Source organism: Exiguobacterium sp. BRG2 (assembly GCF_031844245.1).
Lineage (GTDB): Bacteria > Bacillota > Bacilli > Exiguobacteriales > Exiguobacteriaceae > Exiguobacterium_A.
Genome location: NZ_JAUZUW010000002.1, coordinates 319,263 through 337,519, shown reverse-complemented (window position 1 = coordinate 337,519; position 18,257 = coordinate 319,263). Strand labels below are relative to the sequence as shown.

Sequence of the window (18,257 nt, the reverse complement as noted above, 5' to 3'; positions counted from 1 at the left end):
AAAAAAGCAAGTCATGGATATCGCATCCACGACTTGCTTTTTCTTAAACGTGTCGTAAAAGAAGAGCTGACACAGCTTTTACTTGAATAGTTCCCGATAACGTCGTTGCATCTAACAGACTTTCATACGTTCCCTCAAGCGAAAGAGATTGTGCCTCTTCACTTACGTTGACAACGAGCAAGTAAACCTGTTCGCCCTGACGTCGCTCGACGACAAATGTCTGTTTTGTATCATCGATCCTTTGGAAATGATACGTTCCGGAATTTGCTAAAACCGGATGCTGTTTTCGAAGGGCGATCAACTGTGCAGCGTGATCGAACAAATCACGGTTCTGCTTCGTCTCATCCCATTCCATGCATGCACGGTTGGCCGGGTCTTGTCCGCCCATCATTCCAATCTCATCGCCATAATAGATGACGGGTGAACCCGGAAACGTCAACAGTGTAGTGAAGAGTAACTTCATTCGATCGATATTCCCTTTCGCACGCGTTAGAGCACGCGGCGTATCATGCGAGTCAATCAAATTGAACATGACCTCGTTGACATTTTGAGAATGCCAGTTTAAATTCCGGATGACTGCATGTGAGAAATCACGAACGCTCGTCTCGCCCGTCGCAAAACAAGTCAAAAAGCTCTCTGTCAAACCGTAATTCATGACGGCATCAAATTGATCGCCGAGGAGCCATGGTTGTGAATCCGTCCAGCATTCACCGACGATATAACATGTTCCGTTCGCAGCCCGGACTTCCTTTCGAAAATCACGCCAAAACGCATGATCGACTTCACTAGCGACATCCAGACGCCAGCCGTCAATTCCGAATTCCTCGACCCAGTAACGTCCGACGTGAAGCAAATAGTCTTTGACGTCCGGATGGGCAGTATTCAACTTCGGCATGTTCCGTTCAAATGCAAACACTTCATAGTTCGGGATCGACGGATCGACCGGGAAAGAGTCAATCGTGAACCAGTTGACAAATTTTGAGTCTTGTCCCTTTTCTAAGACATCCTGAAATGCGGGGTGATCTTCACTAATATGATTAAAGACGGCATCGAGTAATACGCGGATACCGTTCTCATGCAGCACATCGATCATCTTACGGAACGTTTTTTCGTCACCAAAGGCAGGATCAAGCTTTAAGTAATCAAGCGTATCGTATTTATGATTCGATGGTGCTTCAAACACTGGACAGAAGTAGACACCGGTGACGCCAAGCCGTTGTAAATGATCGACGTGATCGATGACCCCTTGAAAATCTCCACCGAAGAAATTCTGAAAAGCTGGTGCTTCACTTCCCCACTCCTTCGTTCCCGCTGGATCGTTCGTCGTGTCGCCATTTGCGAATCGTTCCGGGAAAATTTGATACCAGACCGTATCTTTCACCCAATCCGGCGTATCAAAGACGTCCGTCACATGAACATATGGAACAGAAAAATAATAGCCAGGATGATCGAGTGGCGCTTCGTCATACCAACCACGTTCGGTCAAAATGGCTGTCGTTTCGCCATGAACCTCGAACCCATACCTTACCCGCTTCCGTTCTGGACGGATTGCAATGAACCAATAGTCATACGTCGCGTCACTTCCATTGTATTGCATCGACTTCCGTTGCACTTTCCAGTATTTTTCTTTATCCGGATCAAAATTCCAATCTCGGTCTTCTTCTTTTTCCGCTTCCCATTCATACGGATCACCATATATCAATTCGACTTTTTCAATATCGTCTTTAGCCGTCATCAGTCGAACATGAACGGTCTCTTGATCATAGGCATAAACGAATGGTGATAATGCGCGATGAACTACTCCAGCCTGGTTCAAATACTGTCACTCTCCCTTAAATTGATATTTCTCTATCGGTAAAGTTCCTTTCTTCCGCATCACTTAAACGCATTTAGTAGAAATTCAACTGTTCGACCGACATTTTAGTTCAGTCTGTCAGGTAGTTTAAGGTATACTGATAACGCATAGGAAATCAGGGATTTCTGATATTACGGAAAGAGAGTGGATATGAAATGGGTCGTAAATGGAACAACATCAAGGAAAAAAAAGCATCAAAAGACAAAAATACGAGTCGGATCTACGCAAAGTTCGGTCGTGAGATTTATGTAGCGGCTAAACAAGGTGAACCCGATCCAGAATCAAACCAAGCATTAAAGGTCGTTCTCGAACGAGCGAAAACATACAACGTGCCACGTGCCATCGTCGATCGGGCGATTGAAAAAGCAAAAGGTGGAGCGGAAGAAAACTACGACGTCTTGCGTTATGAAGGATTCGGTCCAAGCGGTTCAATGGTCATCGTCGAAACGTTGACGAACAACGTTAACCGGACGGCTTCTGACGTTCGTGCTGCATTCGGAAAAAATGGTGGAAACATGGGCGTGAGCGGATCCGTCGCTTATATGTTCGATGCGACGGCAATCTTTGCCTTTGAAGGTAAAACTGCAGATGACGTTCTCGAATTGATGATGGAAGCGGATATTGATGTGCGCGATATCCTCGAAGAAGACGAATCTGTCATCATCTACGCTGAGCCGGAACAATTCCATGCTGTACAAGAAGCGTTGAAAGCTGCAGGAATTACCGAGTTCTCCCTTGCTGAACTGGTCATGCTCGCCCAAAACGAAGTCGTGTTGTCTGAAGACGACGTCGCACAATTCGAGAAGATGATTGATGCACTTGAAGATCTTGAGGATGTGCAACAGGTGTACCATAACGTAGAGTTATAATCAAAAAGACAAGAGGATGGTCACGACCATCCTCTTGTCTTTTTGATTATACAGTTTCTGTATCGGCTAACGCCCGCAATCGGTTACGCACCGTCTGTCATCATCATAAAGTATGAAACGCGTTTCATAACAAGATTAAAAAAGATTCATTTTTGATGTTTATTTCTTCAATTTAATGGGAAAAGTAATATTCGGAGTTGATTATAACTTATCTTGTTTTGGAAGAAATAAAGGGAGGAACGAACGATGACATATTCTTTGATTGAAACATTCAAACACATCGTAAGCGAGGCAACTAGCTTTAAGCGCGTTGATTTCGGGGGTTACGATATTTATATGCAGACGACGGATGGACGAACGATTACGGCACACATCCGCTATGATGGTGGTGGTACGGACTTCAATGAAGCTTATTTAATGCTTGAATCGAGTACTGGTCAACGTCGCACAGCGACCTTAACGCTTTATCAATTCGAACATCTCTCTTCTTATACTGCACATAGTGAACGGACACGTGCCCTAGTCACAACAAGTGCTTAATGACCATAAAACACGCCTCTCATTCGAGAGACGTGCTTTTTTAATTTTCTTCTCGCTCGAGGCGTTCGAGTTCTGCGTGCGTTTGTGGGAATCCATTCGCTTGCCAATCTGCCCGATGAATGGAATCAAGTTGTGTCAGCCCGACTTCAGCCGGATCGCGTTTCGCGTCGACACTTGGACGATGATCAATATCGTCTGAAGTTGTTTTTCGTTGTTGGTATTGTTGATAGGCGATTGTCGCAATCGCCGCTAGACCACCTAAAATGACACCTGTCTTGAATGTTGCTCGCATGAAAGTTCCCCCTCTATGGTCATTAGTTGTGCTCTAGGTAGATGTACCCGAGTTACTTGAATTTGAATCATTCTTCTCATGGATCAACGTGTTATTTGAAAAAAATCAAAAAAAATTTCAGCCTATTTCTGCCGTGTTCCTACATATTTAATAATCAAGAGAGAAAATGGCTCTATCCCTTATGCTTCAACGCTTCACGTCATGCAAGAAGGAAAAAAGTACGCTATACTTGATTCAGAAACATCTTCGACGAACAAAATGAATCGTGTCTTCTACTGGACAGTTCCGAGCTTCAACAGCTTGCGTTCGCGTCCCTTTTTCATTTTTGGTCGTCGATGTCACAAAGGAGGGAATTTCGTGTCCGTGATGCACGGGGCTATTTTACTGCCCATATTGATCAGTCTTTTCATTCCGCTTCTAGCGAAACGCCTTCCGAACATTCATACCGGTTGGTTTGTACTTGTCGTACCTGTACTGCTCGTTTCGTATTTCAGCCGCTTTCTCGCTGGTACGATGTCAGGTGAGACCTTTACGGCACGCATGCCGTGGATACCATCGCTCGGTATCGATTTCGTCACGTATCTCGACGGACTCGGCTTATTGTTCGCACTATTGATCACAGGAATCGGCTCACTCGTCGTTCTTTATTCGATTTTTTATTTAGATGCGAAAAAAGAATCACTCGGAACATTTTATGTTTATCTGTTGATGTTCATGACCGCCATGCTTGGCGTCGTGCTGTCAGATAACATGATCGTCCTCTATCTGTTCTGGGAATTAACGTCGATTTCGTCGTTCTTATTGATCGCCTATTGGTACGAGCGGGAACGTTCTCGTTACGGCGCTCAAAAATCGATGCTGATCACCGTCTTCGGTGGACTAGCGATGCTTGGGGGAATCGCGATTCTCTCAACACTCAGTGGATCGTTAAGTATTCGTGAGACCTATGCGTCGCTTGAATCGATTCAAGGTGAACCCTTCTTTTCGGTCGCCCTCGTTTTATTCTTGCTAGCTGCCTTCACGAAATCGGCTCAATTTCCGTTCCACATCTGGTTACCGGATGCGATGGAAGCACCGACCCCTGTCAGCGCCTACTTGCACTCGGCAACGATGGTCAAGGCAGGGTTGTATCTTGTCGCTCGTTTCAGTCCGATTTTTGCGGATGAGTCGCTCTGGTTCTATCTCGTCTCATCTGTCGGAATATTCACCTTATTCTGGGGTTCACTCAATGCGGTGAAACAACATGATTTGAAAGGAATCCTTGCTTACTCGACGATTTCTCAGCTTGGATTGATCATGTCCTTGCTCGGACTCGGAGCAGCCGCCTTGCACGTCGACGCGTTAGATGACGGATTATATACGATTGCGACAGTCGCTGCGATCTTCCACCTGATCAACCACGCGACGTTTAAAGGCAGTCTCTTCATGATGGCGGGAATCGTCGATCACGAGACTGGTACTCGCGACATTCGGAAGCTCGGTGGTCTTGCGCAACTCATGCCGATTTCGATGACGATTGCGATGATCGGGACCCTTTCGATGGCGGGGATTCCACCATTCAATGGTTTCTTAAGTAAAGAGATGTTCTTGACAGGTGTACTTCAAGTTTCAGGATCTGACTTGTTCCACTTACCGTCTTACGGTTGGATTATTCCTGTACTCGCCGTCGTCGGAAGTATCTTTACATTCGTCTATAGCATCTTGATCGTCCGCAGAACGTTCTTCGGTAAGCGTCAAGACGACAAGTTACCGAAAACACCACACGAGGCACCGATTGGCATGTTGATTCCACCTCTCGTCCTCGTCTCGCTCGTCGTCATCATCGGACTCTTCCCGAATATATTATCGGATACGTTGATTCAACCGGCAGTCGAAGCGATCTTACCGCAAGTCGTTGATGCGGGTGGCAAGATTGATGTGCATATTTCAATGTGGCATGGATTCAATACTGAATTATTCCTGACACTCGTGATCATCAGTGCTGGCATCATCTTGTATAAGACACTGCCGCGCTGGCAATCGCTCTATAACCGGATGCCTCGTGCCATCTCCTTGAATCATCAATATGACGCTTTGTTACGCCGTGGTGAACAGACCTCGACAAAGATCCATGATACGGTCATGACCGGATACATGCGGTCGTATCTCGTCTACATCTTCGGATTCATCGTCATCTTGATTTTGACGGCATTATACGGGTTTGATGCCTTCCGCTTCGCGGTTGATCCCATCAGCACGATTGACGCGTATGAGATCATCCTTGCACTCGTTCTCGTTTCGAGTGCACTCTCGATCACCTTTGCGCGTTCACGACTGACATCGATCATCTTGCTCGGTGTGACAGGTTATACGGTCGCTCTGTTCTTCGTCTTATTCCGAGCGCCAGACCTTGCTTTAACGCAACTCGTCATCGAGACAGTATCGGTCGCTTTGTTCCTGCTCGTTTTCTATCGTTTACCGGAAATCAGCCGGAAAGAAGAGCGCATCCCGTTCAAGCTCGGCAATGCCTTGATTTCAGCACTCGTCGGATTGACAGTGACACTCGTCGCCCTTGCTTCTCTCAGCCAACGATCGTTTACTTCAATCGCCAAGTATTACATCGATAACGTCGCTGATCTTGCCGCTGGCGGTAATATGGTCAACGTCATTCTCGTCGACTTCCGTGGCTTCGATACGTTGTTTGAGATTGCCGTTCTCGCACTGGCTGGAATCGGTATTTACACGATGATTAAATTCAGACGAACAGGAGGGATGGATAAATGAAAAAGCAGGCAAAAAAGCATACGAATGACGTCATCTTAGAGTCCGCGACTTCCTTTATCACGTTCATCATCTTCCTGTTTGCTGTCTACTTGTTCTTTGCTGGACACTACACGCCAGGTGGCGGATTCATTGGTGGTCTCGTGACGGCTTCTGCTCTTGTTTTGATCCTACTTGCTTACGATATCAAGACATTGCGCCGGATTTTGCCATTCGACTACAAATGGATCACGGCTCTCGGTATGTTGATTGCCGTACTGACGGCGTCAGGAGCGCTTCTGTTCAACGTACCGTTCTTCACACATGCACATGATTATTTCAACCTGCCGTTGTTCGGCAAGACATCGCTTCACACCGCGATGCTGTTTGATCTTGGAGTGTATCTTGTCGTCGTCGGTGTGACGATGACGATTATTCAAACGATTGGGGAGAGTGATTAATATGGAAATCATCATGGCGATCGCCGCAGGCATCCTGACGATGTGTGCCATTTATCTCATTCTTTCGAAAAGTATTCTTCGCATTATCATCGGAACAGGGTTGCTCAGCCACGCTGCCCATCTGCTTGTCATGACAATGGGTGGACTAAAACGAGGCGCGGCTCCGGTTTTAAAGGACGGCGTGACTTCCTATACGGATCCACTACCGCAAGCACTCGTCTTGACCGCCATCGTCATCAGCTTTGGTGTCACTGCCTTCTTCTTGGTACTCGCTTATCGTGCCTATCAAGAACTCGGAACCGATAATATCGAAGAAATGAAAGGAACCGATTCGAATGATTAACTTACCGTTATTACCAATCATCATCCCGTTGTTGACGGGTGTCCTCTTGATGTTTTTCCCGCGACACCTCAAAGGACAACGAATCGTTTCCCTCTTTTCGACGATTTTGACTGTCTGTGCCTCCATCTATCTTGTGCTGACTGTCCGGTCGAACGGCATCTTAACAGTCACACTCGGTAGTTGGCCAGCACCTTTTGGTATCACGCTTGTCTCTGACATGCTATCCGCTTTACTCGTCACGACGACGAGCATTCTTGTTCTTTGTATCATCTGGTATGCCATTGTCTACTTGAGCGTTTCCTATCAACGGTACTACTATTTCATTGCCGTTCAATTCCTGCTCGTTGGTGTCAATGGTGCCTTTACGACAGGTGATATCTTTAACATGTTCGTCTTCTTCGAAGTTTTCCTGATTTCGTCTTATGTCTTGATCGTTCTTGGCGGGAAACCGGCACAATTACGAGAATCGCTGAAGTATCTCTTGATCAACGTCATCTCGTCCGCATTATTCGTCATGACGGTTGCCTTCTTGTACGGGATCATCGGATCGCTCAGCATGGCGGATATCAGTCAAAAGATTTCAGAGGTCGGACAGCCGGCAATCCTAAACGTCATCGCATTGTTATTCTTGATCGTCTTCGGATTAAAAGGTGCGATCTTCCCGCTCTACTTCTGGTTACCTGGTTCTTATCAAGTACCGCCGACGCCTATTCTTGCTTTGTTCGGTGCCTTGCTGACGAAGGTCGGAGTCTACGGGATTTTACGGACGTATAGTTTGTTCTTCTCAAATGAGATTGGAACGATTCATCAAATCTTAAGTATCCTTGCACTCAGTACGATCGTCATCGGGGTGATCGGTGCGCTCGCGACACGAGATGCGAAGCAAATCATCATCTACAACATCATCGTCGCAGTCGGAGTCATCTTGTACGGGGTTTCCCTCATGACACCGCAAGCGCTAGAAGGTGCGATTTTCTACCTTCTTCATGATATGTTGATTAAAGCCGCTTTATTCCTACTCGTAGGAATCATGGTCGGAATTGCCGGCTCGAGTAAGCTGAAAGATATGGGCGGGATGATCAAAGCCTATCCTGTATTAGGTTGGACGTTCTTCATCGCGGCGTTATCACTTGCCGGGATTCCACCGCTCAGCGGATTCATTGGGAAATTCCTGATTGTTCGTGGTGGTATTGAAGCCGGTGAGTTGATTGGACCAATCATCGTTCTACTATCCAGTCTACTCGTCTTGTATTCGGTCGTTCAATTGTTCATGCGTGCCTTTTGGGGAACACCGAAGACCTACTCTGGTGATAAACAAGCGCTTGTTCCAAAGCTGCTCGTTCCTACGATTGCCTTAGTTGCGCTCAGCGTTCTCTATGGAGTAGGTACTGAGGCGATGCGTCCACTGATTCAACAAGCCGTCGAACCGTTGACGAATCCAACGCTCTATATCGATGCCGTACTAAAAGGAGGTCGTTAATTCATGGCATTTCAAGTCTTGCTCAACTTATTTCTTGCATTCTTGTGGATGTTTCTCTCAAACAATTTCTCGGCCTCCGGTTTCGTCATCGGTTACGCGCTAGGGCTGATTGCGATGTTCGCTTTCCGTCGCGGCTTCAAAGGTCGCTTTTATCTCGGACCTGTCGTCGCACTCATCCTATTGTTTTTCCGCTTTCTCTACGAGCTTGTCGTCGCGAACATCGATGTCTTGAAAATCATTTTAAAGCCGAAGTTAGATATTCAACCTGGTATTTTCGCCTATGAGACCGAACTCGATCAACCGTGGCAAATCACGTTGCTGTCAATGCTGATCACGCTGACACCGGGAACGCTTGTCGTTGATATCTCGGATGATAATAAGACACTCTACATTCATGCACTCCACATGCCAGAGGTCGATGAAGCGGTCGCTTCGATTCGTGATAGTTTTGAGAAAGCCATTCTGGAGGTGAGTCGGTGATGTTCGATATTTTAATCTATATCGCACTCGGGGGTGTCTTTCTCTCGATGCTTGGTCTGTTCTACCGGGTCATCAAAGGACCAAGTGTTGCGGATCGTGTCATCGCGCTTGATTCAATTGGTATCAGCTTGATTTCAATCGTTGGACTTGTCTCGATCATCTTACGGACGAGCGACTACCTCGAAGTCATCCTGTTGATTGGTATACTCGCCTTCATCGGTACAGTTGCCTTTTCAAAATATATCGAGAAAGGAGAGATCATCGAACGTGATCGCAACCAATGAATGGATCGTCGCGGTCTTCGCCTTGCTCGGTATGGGATTTAGTCTCGTCACCGCGCTTGGTCTGATCCGCTTACCGGATGTCTATACGCGTGCTCACGCTGCATCTAAAAGCGCGACATTAGGTGTCATGTCGATTTTAATCGGCGTCATCATCTATTTCGTCACTGAAGATGGATTCTTCTCCTCTCGTGTCGTTCTCGGCATCCTGTTCGTGCTCATCACAGCACCGATTGGTGGACATTTAATTGCGCGTGCTGCTTACTATAGCGACGTGCCATTATGGAAATCGTCTGTCCGTGACGACCTGTCTAAGAATAAAGAACATGTAGAACCGAAGAAATGCCAAGATGACATGTGAGTATATCGACATGACAAAACCCTCGCTTCCGCTTACGGAAACGAGGGTTTTTGATTAGGAACGCTGTAAGGGTGAAGCAGCAAATAAGAGCGCCAACTCATCACGATTATCTAACAATTCTTCTAATGTATGCTGTTCCAGTTCCCGGATAAAAGCTCGAAGCGCTCGTCCGAGCACACCTTTTAGACGGCATCCTGGTTCGATGACACAATGACCGTTGCTTCCAAAACACTCGACGATATCCATCGGTTCCATTTCCCGAACGACTTTCCCGATGTTGATGTCTTTTGGATCACGAATCAAACGGAGTCCGCCTGACCGACCTCTTGTTGATTCGACATAGCCAAGTTTCGCTAATTGTTGTGTCACCTTCATTAAATGGTTGGATGAGATGCCATAATGATTTGCAATCTGCGGCATTGGTGTGATGACATCCCGGTGCACCCCGAGATACATCAACACACGTAGTCCATAATCCGTATACTGTGTAATTCTCACGATCCTCACTCCATTCCTTCCCAAAACTGCACTGTTATCGTACCATGAAATACGAAACTGACTACATTGTTTTGTCTCATGATTCGAAATTCTGATAAACCTCTATTAGGTTTACGTATGGAATGAAATATTGGATTTAAAATACGAGTTTTAAAAACAAAAAAACTATTTCTTCTTTCCTGTTCGAAAGAAGAAATAGTCCTGTATCGTCCTTACTTTATTTTTTGTATAGTCCTTTCACGACATCATTAAAACGGTCGGCATAGTTCGTGAAGACTCCTGTGACACCATAGTCGAGCATACGAACCATATCCGCTTTTTCATTCACAGTATACGGGTGAAGTAACAAATCATGAGTCCGAATCGCTGAGATGTTTTCACGTGTCAATGCTTTGTAGGAAGGACCAACACCGACTGCATACTGACGGATTGCGGTTAATCGATCATCCGTCAAAGCCTTGACTTCATTTGCTTCCATCAACTGAACCAGTGGAACGTTCGTGTCGATGGCTCTGACTTTTTGAAGACTCGCTTCACTAAACGACTGAATCAAGACTTGTCCTGGTTTGACCTTGTTACTCGACAATCCGTTCTGCTTTAGTACGTCGAGCAATTTCTGTTCCATTCCGGGATACACTTCCGGTGATTTCGTCTCGATATAGTAATTCGCATGCTTCCCATACTTACTCAAGACTTCTTGAAGCGTCGGTACTTTCAAACCGACATATGACTTTTTCGCAAGCGTCGGGTTCGCTTCATTAAACCAGCTACCAGCATCAAGTTTCTTGATTTCAGCAAGCGTTTTATCTTTGACGGCACCTGTTCCGTTCGTCGTCCGATCGACGGTTTCGTCATGCATCGCAATCAAATGACCGTCTTTTGTCATCTGTAAATCAATTTCGATGTAATCTGCTTTAAATTTCTTATGTCCCATTTCGTAAGCTGGCATCGTATGCTCCGGCGCATAACCTGAAGCTCCACGATGAGCAATGTTAATGATTCGATTTGAATCGAGTAACGATTTGCCTTTTGATTGTGCACCGACATCTTCTGTCGGAAGTCCTGTACTTAATGCAACTCCCGCTACCATCGTCAATCCGATTTGTTTCAGCATCATCTATTCCCCCTTGAAATATTCTTACAACACTTATCTTAAATTGTTTGTATGAAGATGATATAGAGAAGCTGTAAACGTCATTTCTTGATTTGATGACAAAACGATATCACTCCATAGAAAAAAGACCCGCATCTAAAACGGGTCTTTTAATGATTACGCTTCGAAAATCAATGACTCTGGATCTTCAAGAAGATCTTTAATGTGTTTCAGGAACGTAACAGCTTCTTTTCCATCAACGATTCGGTGATCGTAAGAGAGTGCAACATACATCATCGGACGATTTTCCATGCGTTCTGCATCAATGGCAATAGGGCGCAGGTTGATTGCGTGCATGCCGAGAATCGCGACTTGTGGACCGTTTAAGATCGGCGTCGACATGAGTGAACCGAACGTACCACCATTCGTAATCGTGAACGTACCACCCGTTAAGTCAGATAGACCAAGTTTATTATCACGCGCTTTGACCGCTAATTGAATGATGTCCTTTTCAATTTCAGCGAAGTTCTTTTTGTCCGCATCACGAACGACTGGAACAACGAGACCGTCTGGTGCTGAGACGGCAATGCCGATATCATAGAATTTCTTCAGGACGATTTCATCGCCTTGAATCTCAGCATTCAGGTATGGCATCTTTTTGAGTGCTGCGACTGCTGCTTTCGTAAAGAATGACATGAAACCGAGTTTAACTTCGTTTTCCTTCACGAATTTCTCTTGACGACGTTTACGCAGGGTCATGACCGCTGACATATCGATTTCGTTGAACGTCGTCAACATCGCTGCCGTTTGTTGGACTTCAACAAGGCGATTCGCAATCGTCTTCCGACGACGTGACATCTTGATCCGCTCTTCCGGTTTCCCAGGAGCGGCTGCAGGTGCTGGTGCCGGTGTAGCAGGTTTCGTAGGAGCCGGTTTTGCTTGCTCACGTGGTGCTACTTCAAACGTCGCGACGTCTTGCACGCGAATCCGACCGAGCGGATCTTGCGTTGCCACTTGTGCTAAATCAATTCCTTTTTCACGAGCCAGTTTACGGGCAGCAGGTGAAGCAATCGGACGATCCGCAACAGATGTACTTTCAGTCGCTGCTGCAGCCACCGGTTGTTCCGCTTTTTCTTCTGCTTTTGGTGTCTCTTTTGGAGTTTCTTGTACTGTTTCTGCCGCAGCCGGTTTTGGAGCCTCGCCACCAGCAGAGATGACAGCAATCGTTTCCCCGACGCGGACTGTATCTCCTTCAGCAGCCATCACCTCCGTCAACGTACCAGCTTCATCTGACGGCACTTCGATGTTGACCTTATCTGTCTCGAGCTCAACGATGGCTTCCCCTTTTTCCACGTGATCACCTGGTTGTTTTAACCAAGACGCCACCGTTCCTTCTGTAATTGATTCGGCAAGTTCTGGTACTTTGATTTCCATCGTATTCTCCCCCTATGACTCGATTCTATCTTAAGTTATGATGTGTGATTTGATACATGTGATGGTGCTGTTGGAATAGAAGCAGTCGCTGTGAGTGCATCATTGATGATACGTGCCTGCTCTACTTTATGACCTGACGGGTCACCTTCTGCTGTACTGGAACGACGACGACGACCGATGTAACGGACCGTTTGGATACCATTCGGTGCGACTGTCTCAAGTCGAGGTTCCATGAAGGACCACGCCCCCATGTTTTTCGGTTCTTCTTGCACCCAGACCATTTCTTCGACGGATTCATAGCGCGCGATGACTTCTTTTAAGGCTTTTGCCGGGAATGGATACAACTCCTCGACCCGGACGATTTGTAGCCAATCGAGATTCTCATCTGATTTCGAGACCGCTTCCGCTAGATCAATTGCCATCTTACCAGAACAGAACACAAGACGTTTGACACGATCTGGTGCTTCTCCGAGCCCTGATTGTTCGATGACACGACGGAAACTACCCTCCGTCAATTCAGAGACGTCAGATGTCGCAAGCGGATGACGCAAGAGACTCTTCGGCGTCATGACGACGAGCGGTCGGACTTCCTCTTTTCCGAGAATCGCTGCTTGTCGGCGCAATAAGTGGAAGTACTGGGCAGCACTCGATACGTTCGCGACTGTCCAGTTTTTCTCACCGGATAACGTCAAGAAGCGCTCTAAACGACCACTCGAGTGTTCTGGTCCTTGCCCTTCATAACCATGCGGAAGCAACATGACGAGACCTGATGTTTGTCCCCATTTCGCTCGGCTAGCTGAGATGAACTGGTCGAAGATGACTTGACCTGAGTTCGCAAAGTCCCCGTATTGCGCTTCCCATAATACGAGCGTTTCCGGAGCGAAGACGTTATAACCGTATTCAAAACCAAGTACACCTGCTTCAGACAACGGACTGTTGTAGACCGAGAATGATGCAGTTGCCGTTGATAAGGCATGGAGTGGCGAGAAGCCTTCTCCTGTTTTCACATCATGAAGATTAATGTTCCGTTGTGCGAACGTTCCTCGTTCAGAATCTTGACCGCTCAAGCGGATTGGTGTTCCATCTGAGAGAATCGAAGCAAACGCCAATGTTTCGGCATGTCCCCAGTCAATACCGTTCTTTGTCGAGAACGCATCCGTCCGGCGCTTCAGGACCTTCTCAAGTTTATGGAACACTTGGAAGCCATCCGGCCACTGTAACAATTCTTCGTTGTACGCCGTCAATGTTTCAATCGAGACCCCTGTCTCAATCGTCGGAACGCCTTTAAAGACGACGTCCGGCATGACCCCACCATACTCTTTCTCAGCGTTCGGTACTTTTTCACGAGCCGCCTTCATGTGATCATTGATCGACGTTTCAATCGATTGAATTTCGTCAGCTGTCGCATCCCCGTTCGCGACAAGCGTTTTCCCGTACAAGACACGAATTGGATCATGTTTATGAATCAAATCGTATAAGACCGGGTTCGTATTCATCGGTTCATCCATTTCGTTATGACCAAAACGACGATATCCGATTAAATCAATCATGACATCCTTCTTAAATGTTGCCCGGTACTCGCTCGCGAGCAAAGCGACTGCGAGACAGCTTTCCGGCTCATCCGCGTTGACGTGGAAGACTGGGATCTCGTATCCTTTGGCAAGATCACTCGAGTAACGCGTCGAACGGGAGTCCGTCGGCTCCGTCGTGAAGCCGATCGTGTTGTTCGCGATGATATGAATCGTTCCGCCGGTGTTATATCCTTTGAGATTCGCTAAATTCAAAGTTTCAGCCACAATTCCTTGACCTGGGAACGCTGCATCCCCATGAATGAGGATCGCAGCTGCTGCTGCTTGCTCTTGACGTGGTGCCCCTTTTTGTGAGCGATCATCTTGTGCCGCACGTGTGAAGCCTTCGACGACTGGGTCGACGAACTCAAGGTGCGACGGATTGTTCGCAAGCGTCATCCGCACGTTACGTGTCTCTTGCTCGAGTTTTCGGTTTAAACCGAGGTGATACTTCACGTCGCCCGTCCAACCGTACGTGATCCCGATCGATCCTTCAGATGGTACGAGGTCGTGGTTCGGTGCATGCTGGAACTCAGCAAAGATCATTTCATATGGCTTCCCAAGTACGTGCGCCAAAACGTTCAACCGTCCACGGTGTGCCATTCCGATATTGATCGTCTCCGACCCATTCGAGATGAGGTGTCCGACGATCGTGTCGAGCAATGGCACCATCGCGTCAAGTCCTTCAATCGAGAAGCGTTTTTGACCGACATATGTTTTGTGCAAGTATTTTTCGAAAAGGTCCGTTTCAGCTAAGCGTTTGAACAATTGTTTCTTTTGTTCAGCGTCTAGCGTCGCCGTCAAAGCACCTTGCTCGATTTTCTGTCGGAGCCATTTCTTTTCATCGAGATCGTCGACATGCTGGAACTCAACTGCGGCTGCTCCCGTGTACTGCGCTTTTAAATGTTCGATGCCTTCAAACGCGTCCTGTACACCAGTTGGTGGTTCAGGACAGACGAGTGAGACTGGCATTTTTCGAAGATCTGCCTCTGTCAATCCGTACTGACTCAATTCGAATAATCCTGTTTCTCGCGGATGGTCCTTCAGCGGATAGATATCCGCCGCAAGATGTCCTTTTGCACGAATTTGTTCCGCTAAACGATTCGCCGCAAGATATTTTTCGAAATCTCCTGTCTCGACTTGCATCGGTACGACTGCTTCCGTCACGGGTGCACCATGCTCTTCGAAATAAGCACGTGTCTCCTCATCAACGGATGTCTTGTCTTCTAAAAAACGCTCGTACAATTCAATGATGTAGCCAAGGTTTGGTCCATAGAATGCTTGTTGATCTTGCTCGTGGCCTGCCATGTACGGTTCCCCCCGTTTCTATATTTCTCCCCACACATCTAGTGGATACTCGATGTGTTTCCAGCCCCCTACCTGTTAGCGCTTTCAAAAGGAATTGCATGAATAAAACGCTGAACGTCATGAGAAGGAATGATCGTGTCATTCTTCCATGAAAGTGCCTTCGTTACTATATTACTACTCTTTTCCTATGTGTGCATTTCGAATTCCCAAATTCTCACGCTTAAATGTATAAGTTTTTCTTATGAGCGCTTAGACAGTTATTTATGATTCGTCAAAAACCGGCGTATCCGCATTTAGATACGCCGGTTCCATCATAAGACCTTACTAAGGAACGATTGCGTCCGTTCGTGTTGTGGAGAATCAAACAATACTTGTGGCACGTTCTCTTCGACGATATAGCCACCATCCATGAATAAGACGCGATCTCCGACCTCTCGAGCGAATCCCATCTCATGGGTCACGACGACCATCGTCATCCCTTCAAGGGCAAGTTGTTTCATGACGGCAAGCACGTCACCGACCATTTCCGGGTCAAGCGCTGACGTTGGCTCGTCAAACAACATGATTTTCGGATTCATCGCGAGCGCGCGGGCAATCGCGACCCGCTGTTTTTGCCCCCCAGATAATTCACCTGGATAATTATCCGCTTTTTCCCGTAATCCGACTTTATCGAGTAGTTCAAGTGCCCGCTGTTTCGCCTGTTCTTTATCCGATTTACGCACTTTGATCGGTGCAAGCGTGACGTTTTCTAGCACGGTCTTATGCGGGAAGAGATTAAAATGTTGAAAGACCATCCCGACTTCTTCCCGGACCTTGTTGATATCGACCTTTGGACTCGTAATATCGAAATCATCGACGATGACCGTGCCACCTGTAATCTCTTCCAATCGATTCAAACAGCGTAAAAACGTACTTTTCCCAGATCCCGACGGACCGATGACACAAACGACTTCTTTTTCGGCAATCGAGACGTTGATGTCTTTTAAGACTTCATTCGAACCGAATGATTTCTTTAGATTCTTCACTTCAATGATACTCATCGTAATGTAAACCTCCGTTCCAAGAACTTCGCCACGAATGACAAGAGATAAATGATGACGAAGTACATCAATCCGACGACAGACCAAACGATGAATGGCTCAAACGTCGTCGATTGCTGAACTTGACCTTGTTGCGTCAAATCAGCAATGCCGATGATCGATAACAACGATGTATCTTTTAAGCTGATGATTGATTGATTCGTAATCGTTGGTAACATCCGTCGGAATGCTTGCGGTAAAATGATTTGAACCATCGTTTGACGTCCTGTCATCCCGAGTGAACGTGCGGCTTCTGTTTGTCCCTTATCAATCGACTGGATACCTGCTCGAATAATTTCCGCGAAATAAGCACCAGCATTGATCGCGACCGTCAGTATCCCTGCATACATCCGGTCCATCGATAACCACTCAAGCGAGTTGAGTCCAAAGTAGATGAAGAAAAGCTGAACGATGAACGGTGTACCACGAATGACATCGATATAGATGATCGCGATCGCGTTCAAAATCTTTAACGGTGACAACCGCATCAATGCGACGACTAAGCCAATCAGAAAGCCGACGATGACCGCAATGATGAAAATATACAATGTGACTTGAAGCCCTTCCAAGAAAAATGGAAATGCGGTTTTGACCACTTCCATTGGCTATCCCACTCCCTTATCGCCTTGCGACTTATTTCAGATACGTGTCAACGATTTTATCGTATTCACCGTTTTCTTTCAGATTCGCAAGTCCTTTGTTGATTTTCTTTAGCAGATCCTTATTCTCACCTTTTAAGACAGCGATCCCGTAGTTATCACCGTTGAGACGATCACCGACAAGTTTCAATCCAAGGTTTTGTTGTTTGTTTGCATATGAGATGACCGGATAATCTTCAATCAAGGCAGCTGCGTTACCGTTCTTTACTTCTTGGAACATCGCTGGACTGTCATTGAATTGTGTAACAGTGAAGCCAAGTTTATCCGCGTTATCCGTTGCATATTTTGCACCCGTCGTTCCCTTTTTGACGGCTACTTTTTTCCCTTTAAGATCGTTAACGGATTTAATACCATTCTCATCTTTTTTGACGACTAAAATAAGACCAGCTTTGAAATATGGGTCTGAGAATGTAACGACTTTTTTCCGTTCTGGTGTAATACTCATACCGGCAATGGCAACGTCCAATTGATTTGCTTGAAGTGCTGGAATGATACCGCTGAAATCCATTGCTTCAAATTTAATCTTGAAGTTTTGATCCTTAGCGATTGCTTTCATAAGATCAATGTCGATTCCTTTGTACGTGTCCCCGTCTTTGTACTCAAATGGTGGATACGTGACGTCGATACCAACTTTATACGTCTTTCCTTCTGAAGACCCTTCATCCTTCGAACCGATACTACATGCACCAAGTACGAGAATACAGCTCATCAAGAGCGCTAGCAAAATACTTCCTTTTTTCATGTTTGTTTCCCCTCTCCTATGTGTTAAAGATTGTCGACTCCACTTAGTACTTTCCCTGAAGAGTACCCTCTTTAAAACGTATTTTACCAGAAAAGTTCTAAAAAGATAAACATTTCTGAATTTTTATTCAATGCAATCGTTTTCTATTCATTATCAAAAAAGGAGGCAACCCCTT

General features: G+C 46.3%; 18 protein-coding genes. 9 read left to right on the top strand and 9 right to left on the bottom strand.

Going from position 1 to position 18,257, the window contains the following annotated elements; all coding sequences use genetic code 11:
* Nucleotides 1-43 precede the first annotated feature (43 nt).
* Nucleotides 44-1,816 carry a glycoside hydrolase family 13 protein gene (locus Q9R23_RS04415; protein WP_311246472.1) on the bottom strand — a complete coding sequence of 591 codons (1,773 nt, stop codon included), beginning with the start codon at nucleotides 1,814-1,816 and terminating at the stop codon, nucleotides 44-46.
* A 194-nt stretch (nucleotides 1,817-2,010) separates the two neighbouring features.
* Between Q9R23_RS04415 and Q9R23_RS04410 the strand changes: the two genes are divergently transcribed.
* Both Q9R23_RS04410 and Q9R23_RS04405 read left to right on the top strand, forming a co-directional pair.
* Nucleotides 2,011-2,724, top strand: a complete 714-nt coding sequence (locus Q9R23_RS04410) for a YebC/PmpR family DNA-binding transcriptional regulator (protein ID WP_214854245.1) — start codon at nucleotides 2,011-2,013, stop codon at nucleotides 2,722-2,724.
* 246 nt (nucleotides 2,725-2,970) lie between these two features.
* On the top strand, nucleotides 2,971-3,264 hold the full coding sequence (locus Q9R23_RS04405) for a hypothetical protein (protein WP_023468536.1): 294 nt from the start codon (nucleotides 2,971-2,973) through the stop codon (nucleotides 3,262-3,264).
* A 40-nt stretch (nucleotides 3,265-3,304) separates the two neighbouring features.
* Here the strand turns inward: Q9R23_RS04405 and Q9R23_RS04400 are convergent, their stop codons facing one another.
* A complete protein-coding gene (locus Q9R23_RS04400) occupies nucleotides 3,305-3,556 on the bottom strand; it encodes a hypothetical protein (RefSeq protein WP_023468537.1) in 252 nt (83 codons plus the stop codon).
* Between the two features lie 357 nt (nucleotides 3,557-3,913).
* Between Q9R23_RS04400 and Q9R23_RS04395 the strand changes: the two genes are divergently transcribed.
* Genes Q9R23_RS04395 through mnhG form a run of 7 tightly spaced genes read left to right on the top strand, consistent with a single transcriptional unit; the run spans nucleotide 3,914 to nucleotide 9,701 of the window.
* Nucleotides 3,914-6,319, top strand: coding sequence for a Na+/H+ antiporter subunit A (locus Q9R23_RS04395; protein ID WP_311246471.1), 2,406 nt, complete (start codon nucleotides 3,914-3,916; stop codon nucleotides 6,317-6,319).
* Entirely contained in the window at nucleotides 6,316-6,756 is a 441-nt protein-coding gene (locus Q9R23_RS04390; protein WP_214854251.1) for a Na(+)/H(+) antiporter subunit B, read from the top strand. The genes Q9R23_RS04395 and Q9R23_RS04390 overlap by 4 nt, the downstream gene beginning before the upstream one ends.
* A gap of 1 nt (nucleotide 6,757) precedes the next feature.
* Nucleotides 6,758-7,099 carry a Na(+)/H(+) antiporter subunit C gene (locus Q9R23_RS04385; protein ID WP_023468540.1) on the top strand — a complete coding sequence of 114 codons (342 nt, stop codon included), beginning with the start codon at nucleotides 6,758-6,760 and terminating at the stop codon, nucleotides 7,097-7,099.
* A complete protein-coding gene (locus Q9R23_RS04380) occupies nucleotides 7,092-8,579 on the top strand; it encodes a Na+/H+ antiporter subunit D (RefSeq protein ID WP_311246470.1) in 1,488 nt (495 codons plus the stop codon). Before Q9R23_RS04385 ends, Q9R23_RS04380 begins: the two co-directional genes overlap by 8 nt.
* A gap of 3 nt (nucleotides 8,580-8,582) precedes the next feature.
* Nucleotides 8,583-9,059 carry a Na+/H+ antiporter subunit E gene (locus tag Q9R23_RS04375; RefSeq protein WP_311246469.1) on the top strand — a complete coding sequence of 159 codons (477 nt, stop codon included), beginning with the start codon at nucleotides 8,583-8,585 and terminating at the stop codon, nucleotides 9,057-9,059.
* Nucleotides 9,060-9,106: 47 nt separating this feature from the next.
* Nucleotides 9,107-9,343, top strand: a complete 237-nt coding sequence (locus Q9R23_RS04370; protein ID WP_369792030.1) for a Na(+)/H(+) antiporter subunit F1 — start codon at nucleotides 9,107-9,109, stop codon at nucleotides 9,341-9,343.
* Nucleotides 9,327-9,701 (top strand): monovalent cation/H(+) antiporter subunit G, encoded by a 375-nt coding sequence (gene mnhG, locus Q9R23_RS04365; RefSeq protein ID WP_214854257.1) that lies wholly within the window; start codon nucleotides 9,327-9,329, stop codon nucleotides 9,699-9,701. The genes Q9R23_RS04370 and mnhG overlap by 17 nt, the downstream gene beginning before the upstream one ends.
* Before the next feature lie 54 nt (nucleotides 9,702-9,755).
* Here mnhG and Q9R23_RS04360 read toward each other — a convergent pair whose 3' ends face one another.
* From Q9R23_RS04360 to Q9R23_RS04330, 7 genes are all read right to left on the bottom strand, one after another.
* Nucleotides 9,756-10,199: an Rrf2 family transcriptional regulator gene (locus Q9R23_RS04360; RefSeq protein WP_050678277.1), complete on the bottom strand. Its 444-nt coding sequence runs from the start codon at nucleotides 10,197-10,199 to the stop codon at nucleotides 9,756-9,758.
* A 217-nt stretch (nucleotides 10,200-10,416) separates the two neighbouring features.
* Nucleotides 10,417-11,289, bottom strand: coding sequence for a glycerophosphodiester phosphodiesterase (locus Q9R23_RS04355; protein WP_311246554.1), 873 nt, complete (start codon nucleotides 11,287-11,289; stop codon nucleotides 10,417-10,419).
* Nucleotides 11,290-11,469: 180 nt separating this feature from the next.
* Nucleotides 11,470-12,726 (bottom strand): 2-oxoglutarate dehydrogenase complex dihydrolipoyllysine-residue succinyltransferase, encoded by a 1,257-nt coding sequence (odhB, locus tag Q9R23_RS04350; protein ID WP_311246468.1) that lies wholly within the window; start codon nucleotides 12,724-12,726, stop codon nucleotides 11,470-11,472.
* 35 nt (nucleotides 12,727-12,761) lie between these two features.
* On the bottom strand, nucleotides 12,762-15,602 hold the full coding sequence (locus Q9R23_RS04345) for a 2-oxoglutarate dehydrogenase E1 component (RefSeq protein ID WP_290758961.1): 2,841 nt from the start codon (nucleotides 15,600-15,602) through the stop codon (nucleotides 12,762-12,764).
* A 311-nt stretch (nucleotides 15,603-15,913) separates the two neighbouring features.
* Nucleotides 15,914-16,642, bottom strand: a complete 729-nt coding sequence (locus Q9R23_RS04340; protein ID WP_290758964.1) for an amino acid ABC transporter ATP-binding protein — start codon at nucleotides 16,640-16,642, stop codon at nucleotides 15,914-15,916.
* Complete coding sequence (locus tag Q9R23_RS04335; protein WP_290758966.1) at nucleotides 16,639-17,283, bottom strand: amino acid ABC transporter permease; 645 nt, start codon at nucleotides 17,281-17,283, stop codon at nucleotides 16,639-16,641. The genes Q9R23_RS04340 and Q9R23_RS04335 overlap by 4 nt, the downstream gene beginning before the upstream one ends.
* 31 nt (nucleotides 17,284-17,314) lie before the next feature.
* On the bottom strand, nucleotides 17,315-18,082 hold the full coding sequence (locus Q9R23_RS04330) for a transporter substrate-binding domain-containing protein (protein ID WP_035407400.1): 768 nt from the start codon (nucleotides 18,080-18,082) through the stop codon (nucleotides 17,315-17,317).
* Nucleotides 18,083-18,257 lie beyond the last annotated feature (175 nt).